The 7,682-nt window shown below is 44.8% G+C and carries 8 protein-coding genes; 4 read left to right on the top strand and 4 right to left on the bottom strand.

The window, feature by feature from the left end:
• Positions 1-345 precede the first annotated feature (345 nt).
• Together Q0991_RS12700 and Q0991_RS12695 are read left to right on the top strand one after the other, a co-directional pair.
• Positions 346-1,332, top strand: a complete 987-nt coding sequence (locus tag Q0991_RS12700; protein ID WP_299489060.1) for a methyltransferase domain-containing protein — start codon at positions 346-348, stop codon at positions 1,330-1,332.
• Between the two features lie 39 nt (positions 1,333-1,371).
• Entirely contained in the window at positions 1,372-2,319 is a 948-nt protein-coding gene (locus tag Q0991_RS12695; RefSeq protein WP_299489059.1) for an endonuclease/exonuclease/phosphatase family protein, read from the top strand.
• A 51-nt stretch (positions 2,320-2,370) separates the two neighbouring features.
• On the opposite strand, the gene Q0991_RS12690 is transcribed toward Q0991_RS12695, so the two are convergent.
• Both Q0991_RS12690 and Q0991_RS12685 read right to left on the bottom strand, forming a co-directional pair.
• Positions 2,371-2,631, bottom strand: coding sequence for a type II toxin-antitoxin system HicB family antitoxin (locus Q0991_RS12690; RefSeq protein WP_299489057.1), 261 nt, complete (start codon positions 2,629-2,631; stop codon positions 2,371-2,373).
• The gene (locus Q0991_RS12685; protein WP_299489056.1) at positions 2,585-2,803 is read right to left on the bottom strand and encodes a type II toxin-antitoxin system HicA family toxin; all 219 of its coding nucleotides are present in this window, start codon (positions 2,801-2,803) and stop codon (positions 2,585-2,587) included. Before Q0991_RS12685 ends, Q0991_RS12690 begins: the two co-directional genes overlap by 47 nt.
• A 115-nt stretch (positions 2,804-2,918) precedes the next feature.
• Between Q0991_RS12685 and Q0991_RS12680 the strand changes: the two genes are divergently transcribed.
• Both Q0991_RS12680 and Q0991_RS12675 read left to right on the top strand, forming a co-directional pair.
• Complete coding sequence (locus Q0991_RS12680; protein WP_299489054.1) at positions 2,919-4,079, top strand: AAA family ATPase; 1,161 nt, start codon at positions 2,919-2,921, stop codon at positions 4,077-4,079.
• Entirely contained in the window at positions 4,076-6,337 is a 2,262-nt protein-coding gene (locus Q0991_RS12675) for a tetratricopeptide repeat protein (protein WP_299489053.1), read from the top strand. The genes Q0991_RS12680 and Q0991_RS12675 overlap by 4 nt, the downstream gene beginning before the upstream one ends.
• 26 nt (positions 6,338-6,363) lie before the next feature.
• Here Q0991_RS12675 and moaA read toward each other — a convergent pair whose 3' ends face one another.
• Both moaA and Q0991_RS12665 read right to left on the bottom strand, forming a co-directional pair.
• Positions 6,364-7,359 carry a GTP 3',8-cyclase MoaA gene (gene moaA, locus Q0991_RS12670; RefSeq protein WP_299489051.1) on the bottom strand — a complete coding sequence of 332 codons (996 nt, stop codon included), beginning with the start codon at positions 7,357-7,359 and terminating at the stop codon, positions 6,364-6,366.
• A gap of 148 nt (positions 7,360-7,507) precedes the next feature.
• Positions 7,508-7,682: 2Fe-2S iron-sulfur cluster-binding protein (locus Q0991_RS12665; RefSeq protein WP_299489061.1), on the bottom strand; the 175-nt coding region annotated here is incomplete at its 5' end.

The following is a 7,682-nucleotide window of genomic DNA, read 5'->3' as shown; positions in this document are numbered from 1 at the left end:
TTGGCACAGGAGAGACCTGCCAGACCTCCACCTGCGATCGCAACTCGCATGAATTGTTATGTCCCTTGGATTACAGCGTCTTTTCTTAACCACCGACCTGCCAAGTGGTGGTTCACAGCCCTAATTATACCTTTGCAAACTGTAACAATTCAGAAAATCTGAAAAAAATATAAATTTTTATGAAATGAGCGAATGCAGATAATGCATAACACCTTTCATTTCAGTAGATGCATGGACACCAGTCCTCGAGCTGAACTGGCTAGCCCGGCGAACCGCTCAACCCCCGTCAATACAGGTTCTTGTTATATTTAAGAGCGACTTAAGCTTTTCACCCAGCCCCATTCCATGAACGCTCTTATTGCCTTAGTTATTCTTCTTGCTCTGGTTATCGTGGGTATTGCGGTTTACCTGTTCACTGCCCGTAGCTATAACTCCGCCGACTCTGTTGCCAACTCCTATGATCAATGGACGGAAGATGGCATTTTAGAGTTTTATTGGGGGGAGCATATTCATTTAGGACATTATGGCTCCCCTCCTCGCCGTAAAAACTTCTTGAAAGCTAAATATGACTTTGTCCATGAAATGGTGGCCTGGGGCGGTCTGGATAAACTCCCAGCAGGAACAACCCTTTTAGATGTGGGCTGTGGTTTTGGCGGTAGTAGCCGAGTTTTAGCCAAAGATTATGGCTTTTCTGTCACTGGTGTAACTATTAGTCCCAAACAAGTCGAACGGGCTAGAGAGTTAACCCCAGATGGAGTAGATGCTCATTTTAAAGTGGATGATGCCATGGCCTTGTCTTATCCCGATGCTAGCTTCGATGTGGTCTGGTCTGTAGAGGCAGGCCCCCATATGCCAGACAAAGCGGTATTTGCCAAAGAGTTGATGAGAGTACTGAAGCCCGGTGGGGTGTTGGTGTTAGCGGATTGGAACCAGCGGGATGATCGGCAAAAACCGCTGAATTTCTGGGAGCGGCCTGTCATGCGCCAGCTCCTGGATCAATGGTCCCACCCAGCCTTTGCCAGTATTGAAGGCTTTTCCGAAGAACTCACCTCTACTGGGTTAGTCGATGGAAATGTGATCACCTCCGATTGGACAAAAGAGACGCTACCGTCTTGGTTGGATTCCATTTGGCAGGGCGTGGCTCGACCATCTGGCTTAGTGAAGTTCGGATTCTCGGGCCTCCTCAAATCCCTTAGAGAAGTCCCTACAATTTTGTTGATGCGGTTAGCCTTTGGCACTGGGCTCTGCCGTTTTGGCATGTTTCGGGCCCAACGTGCCAATGTCAAAGTCAGTGATCCGAGAAACATCACGAACGAAATAGCTCAAGTATAATCAGGCCAAATCTCTACCGAATTTTTTAAGATACGACTGATGTTCCAGCAAAGTATTGCTCTAATCACATTGCTGCTCAGTTTTAGTTTAGGGATTTACTCGGTTTTGCCTGCGCTTAACCATTCCTATCCACTAGCATTAGGCAAGGAACTTTGGCCCTATCTTTGCCTTATCCCCGTTTTTGGATTCGGGTTTAGACTTTCCCATCGCTCGCTACGCAGGCAATATCTACGTTTGGGAATAGCAACCTTGCTGGCGGTGTTAATGGCAACACCCTGGCTTCAATGGGTTGGGATGCCTAAGCTGGGGTCTCATCCAGATGGTCTACGGGTTATGTCTTATAACATTTGGACCCAGAACTCAGATTATGCTGCTATCCAGCAGTCAATTCAGCAGGAAAATCCTGACATCCTGTTTCTAACGGAAATTAATCTATCTGTAATGGATGAGATAAAAAATCGTTTGGATTATCCTTATCACCAACACTCAAAACTGGGCAGTAATGCCATCTTTAGCCGTTACCCTTTGCTCAGCGTGACGGCTGAGTATCCCAATGTGACGGATCATGGCCTCAACTTTAGTCTGGTTGCTCAGGTTCAAATGCCTCAGGAATTACTCACGGTAATTGGCATTCACCCACCTATTCCTTTAACCCGGTCTTCTTTTGCAGTTCGCAATCAACAATTTGAGCGAATTGCCCCGTTTATTGAAAAAATCTCTAATCGTGTCATTGTTATGGGAGATTTTAATACTTCTCCCTGGTCGCCTTATTTTAGTCAATTTCTACAGGCAGCAGATCTGTCTAGTGTCACCCAAGGGCAGGGAATCTGGGCGACTTGGAGTTATGAATCCACATTCCCTCATCTGTTAGCTAAAATTCCCATCGATCATATAGCCAGCCGTGGATTTGATGGTATTGAAGCTTGGGTAGGCCAGGCCAACGGTTCCGATCATCGACCCATTGTTGCTGTTTTACGGCCAGTTTGAGAATACTAAATTTTGATTTTCTATGAAAAAGGTAGCAACCTCAAGAACCTTTTAGGCAGGAGATTGTGCTTCAGAATACTGAGGTTTAGGTAGAGGCTCACTATCGGATTGATAAGCCATTATTAAGGACTCGATTGCTTCTTTGCCATTGGCAACAGCCTCTTCATAGGTTGAGCCATGGGTTCGCCAACGTTGACCTGGAAAATCTGGGAGATTGACCAAGAAGCACTGATCTTCTTCAGACCACTGAATCAACATTCGATACTTAGGTTGATCCGTTTTGCTGCTGCTCTCGGACGGTTTTAACTGCATTGGTAATTTCTCTCTCCTGGTAGGGTTTGGCATCTGAGCCATCTTTCCCAGAGACTGTTACTTTACCAGGATACAAAGGATGAATCCAGTTGGTATGACTTCCCTTGCCAGGACGCTCTCTAAAACCAGCTTTTTTCAGTAGCTGCTTTAATTCTCGGATTTTTTTAGGCATTTTTTCGCCCACATTGCTCCAATAATATAGAGCTTATTTGTCTAAAGATCAATAATATACGTTATAATTGACGTACATTAAAATTGACATACGTTGAAATTAACGTACGTTATATATGAGAGTTAATCCAGGTGGAATACTATCTCCCAAAGAGGTAGTGGGGCGAGATCGTCTGATACAAAAGCTCTGGCGAATTCTGGGCCGTCAAAGTTTGGTCCTAACAGCTGAACGACGGATGGGCAAAACCAGCATTGTCAAAAAAATGGACAGTGAAGCTCCGGACACGGTCATTACGATTTATCGAGATTTAGAAGGGATTAAGACAGCAGCGGATTTTACTAGGCGGGTGCTGGATGATGTGGAGAAGTACCTAAGCTATGTAGGTAAAAGTGCCATCAAGGTTCGCGACTTAATTCGAAACCTGACAGGTTTGGAAATTGCCGGAGTCGTGAAGCTCCCTGAGTTAGCCGAAGACCACTGGAATGATGTCTTACAAAGAGCAATGGAAGATTTGCTGGAACATCAGAATTGTCCAGTCATCTTTTTTTGGGATGAATTGCCGCTGATGTTGTATGACATTAAGCAACAGCAAGGAGAAACCTTTGTCCAAGAAATATTAGATGTATTGCGCTCTCTCCGGCAAACTCACCCCAATTTAAGAATGGTGTTTACGGGGTCGATTGGATTACACAACGTATTGACGACATTGAAAAGAGGAGGATATGCCAATGATCCAACGAATGACATGAAGATTGTGGATGTTCCACCCTTGGCTCAGACGGATGCAGAAGATTTAGCCCGGCAGCTCATTGTGGGTGAAGGATTGGCTGTGGAGCTGGAGAAAACTGCCCAGGAGATTGCCAAAGCTGCTGACAATCTTCCGTTCTTTATCCATCAACTGGTTGATCATTTTCTTGAGGCAGAAGAACCCGCTGATGTCGCAAGCATCGTTAAACAGTACATGCTTGACCCGCAAGATCCGTGGCATCTTCGGTATTATCGAGAACGGATCGATACCTACTACCTCAACAGAGATAAGGCTTTAGCTTTGGAGTTGCTAGATGTACTAGCCTTGGCTCCTGAACCGCTGTCCTTTGATGAAATTTATAATCGGATTTTATCTCAGACGGATACTTTTGATATTGAGTCAACCCGAGATGTGTTGACCTTACTCCAGCGCGATCACTATATCCAGCAAGTTGATGTGAATGCCTACGAGTTTCGGTTTGCCTTGATTCAGCAAAGCTGGATTATTCATCGGGGATTAGCAAAATGAAGGTTTCTCGTTACACGCCTAGTCTGTTAACTTCTGAGACTCTAGAGGCCCTTTTTGTTCAACGCGACAAATTAGCTAAGCGTTTGGTTGAGCAAATTCGGGTGAGTGCCTTAACGAATAGCAAACAGTTCAACTTACTAATTGGGCCGAGGGGAATTGGCAAGACCCATTTGATATCGATGCTCTATCACCGTGTCTCCCAACAAACAGATTTGAGAGATCATCTGGTGATTGCTTGGCTTTGGGAGGAAGAGTGGGGGGTTGGATCTTTTTTTGATTTGGTATTGCGAATTCTGAATGCACTGCAAGCTGAATGTAAAGATGATGACCTTGCTAGCAGAATTAGTCGTCTCTATGACCTTTCCCCAGAGGAAGCCGAACAAGTTGCGCTTTCCACCCTGAAAAACTTCATCGGTGAACGGACGTTACTTCTGCTGATGGAAAACCTAGAAGTTGTATTTGCGGAGTTAGGGGATATTGGCCAAAAGCAGTTGCGATCATTTTTGCAAGAACAGAGTTGCTGCACAATTGTGGCGACATCGCAAAGTTTGTTCAATGGCGTCAAACTGCAAACCTCTCCGTTTTATGGATTCTTCCGTATCCAATATTTGAAAGATTTGTCAGTTGAAGAGGCAGTCACTCTATTGAAAAATATTGCCCAACAAGAAGAAAATCGTAAGCTAGTGAATTTTGTTCAGACTACAAAGGGACGTAGCAGAGTACAGGCAGTTCACCATTTGGCAGGTGGTAATCACAGGATTTATGTTGTATTTTCGGAATTTTTAGCCAATGAATCATTGGATAATTTGATTCAGCCGTTTATGAAGATGTTGGATGATCTGACGCCTTATTATCAGGAACGGATGATGCATCTCACATCACTACAGCGCAAGATAATTAAAGTATTGACTCGTCACATATACGCGATGTCTGTAAAAGAAATCGCCCGACGGTGTTTTGCGACTCATCAAACAATATCGAATCAGTTGAAGATCCTACGAGATAGGGGTTACGTATCATCCGATAATATCGGCCGGCAGTCGTTTTATGAGTTGCGTGAACCCTTACTGCGGATCTGCCTGTCTATTAAAGAAACAAGAGGGGAACCAGTTCGCTTGATTGTGGACTTTCTCAAAGCTTGGTATTCACGTAAAGAACTTAAAGAGCTGGAAGCCCAAACTACTAACACATCAGAAAGCTCACGCTTTGATTCTTATTACCTGAAGTTGGCTCAAGAGAGAAATGCAGAAGAAGAACATGATCCACGGATTGCTGCTCACTACAAGGCACTATTTGAAAAATATCAACAGAAAGATTATGATGCCGCCTTATACCATATGCACAGGCTAGTGGAACTTCAAGGCCTTTCTGAAGATTATTTGGGACAAGGTATTCTTTTAGATAATTTAGGTTGGCATAAAGAAGCAATCCGAAGCTTTGACAAAGCCCTGGACATTAAATCGGATGACTTTCAATCTTGGAATAATCGAGGCTATGCACTATTTAATTTAGAGCGATACGAGGAAGCAATTGAAAGTTGGGACAATACCCTTAAAATCGTTGAAGATTTCCATTTAGCTTGGACTAACCGAGGTATTGCACTACGCTATTCAGGTCAATATGAGGAAGCTATTTCAAGCTTTGACAAAGCATTGGCATTAAAGCCGAAGGATGATTCTGTATGGAATAGTAGAGGTATTGCACTACGCTATTTAGGCCGGTATGAAGAAGCTATCGAAAACTTTGATGAAGCCCTAAAGATTAATCCAGATAGAAAATTTGGGAAGCTTAATAGAGCTGAGATGGTATTTGCGCTTAACCCCAATGATAAAGCATATGAAGTGCTTGAAGATGCACTTAATCAACTAACAGATGTTGCAATATCCAACAATTGGTGGGCGGATATTATGCTTATAAGCTTATTCAAACGGAATCAAGATACTCAACAATGGGAATTCCATATTCGAAAGCTTGTCCCGCTTTTTAAAGCGTATCAGTTTCTAAATGCGCTAGGGGTGGGTCTAATCGAAAGCTGCGACGCATTGATCTCGGAAATGGTCAGTCAGAATGCTGCCCAAGCTTGGCTAGAAGTTTGGACTGAAGTAGCAGAAGGGCATGAAGAATTTAAGATTCCCCTACGTATACTAACAACCGCCGTCCATTACAAAGCAGCGCCCAATGACCCCCGCGTTTTTCTCCAGCTTCCCACCGAAGAGCGGACTATTCTTAAACAAGCCCTTGGCCTAGAAACGAAATAACAGAGATAGGCTCTAATTTTGACCAGCTATCCACCAATTTGAGACATGGTGCGGCTATAGTTTGCTCCCATCGTGCCGGATTGTCGCTCCTTATAGTTAATCTCTGGTTTGAGTTCCAACAATTCCCGGACGCGATCTTTTAATACCCCCATAGACACGCCATCCCGCAACGCCGTCTTCAAATCTAACTGTCCCGTTTCATTCAACAAACAAGGCCGTAGCCAACCATCTGCCGATAAGCGCATGCGGTTACAGCGATCGCAAAAGCATTCCGACATCTGGCTAATAAATCCTAAGGTTCCTTTAGCACCTGGGATTTGGAACACATCCGCAGGACCATTGCCCTGGACCTGACTTTCCGTGAGGCCCCACCGATCTCGAATGCGGGTTCGTAATTCCTCTGACGGTATCCAGCCGCGATCGCAAAATAAATCTGCATTTCCAATCGGCATAAACTCAATAAACCGGACATGCCACTGACGCTCAATCGTCAACGCTGCCAGTTCTAACACCTCGTGATCGTTCACCCCTGGAATAATCACCACATTGAGTTTAAGGGGATTAAACCCTACCTGATAGGCTTCTTGGATGCCAGCCCAAACCTGATTCCAACGCTGATGTCTTCGCGAATCTCTACCTACGACAGTGGCAAAGGTGTCTGGATCAAGCGAATCCAAACTAATGTTAATGCGGCGCAATCCAGCTTCATATAAATCCCGAGCTAGAGGTTCTAGCAAAAATGCATTCGTGGTCATTGCCAAGTCTTGTACCTGGGGCAATGCTGCCACCTCATGCACAATCTTTAAAATATCGGGTCTAAGGAGAGGCTCCCCTCCCGTGAGACGAAAGCGAGTGAACCCCAAAGGGATAAAAACTGCCTGAATTAAGGCTAATAGTTCTGTCGCCGTCAGAACATCTGTTGGCGGTACAAAATGCAAATCCTGGGAGTCGGGCATGCAATATTGGCAGCGGAAATTGCAGCGATCGATCAAACTAATCCGAAGATAGTCAACTGCATTCATTGCATCTGCACCCTTAGGGGAACGTCTAACTGCGATGTCTCCCACTGTAGCGTCCCCAGGGCAGCAGTTGGAGCATCAATTTAAAGACAAAAATTGGGGCGCAGCAAACACGCCCCAGCATACAAGCCACAAACTGCGGCATTGGATTTTAGTAGAGTGCTTCTTCTTGATGAGTTTCGATTGTGCAGTCAGACGTTGCGTAAGCGACACAAGTCAAAACGAAGCCAGCTTCGATTTGATCATCATCCAAGAAGGACTGATCAGACTGATCAACAGTACCAGCAGTGATTTTTCCAGCACAGGTGGAGCAAGCGCCAGCACGG

Origin of the sequence: Acaryochloris sp. IP29b_bin.137 (genome assembly GCF_028285745.1) — a bacterium.
Classification (GTDB): domain Bacteria; phylum Cyanobacteriota; class Cyanobacteriia; order Thermosynechococcales; family Thermosynechococcaceae; genus Acaryochloris.
The sequence above is the reverse complement of the archived record's forward strand: the minus strand, read 5'-3'. Positions and strand labels throughout refer to the sequence as shown.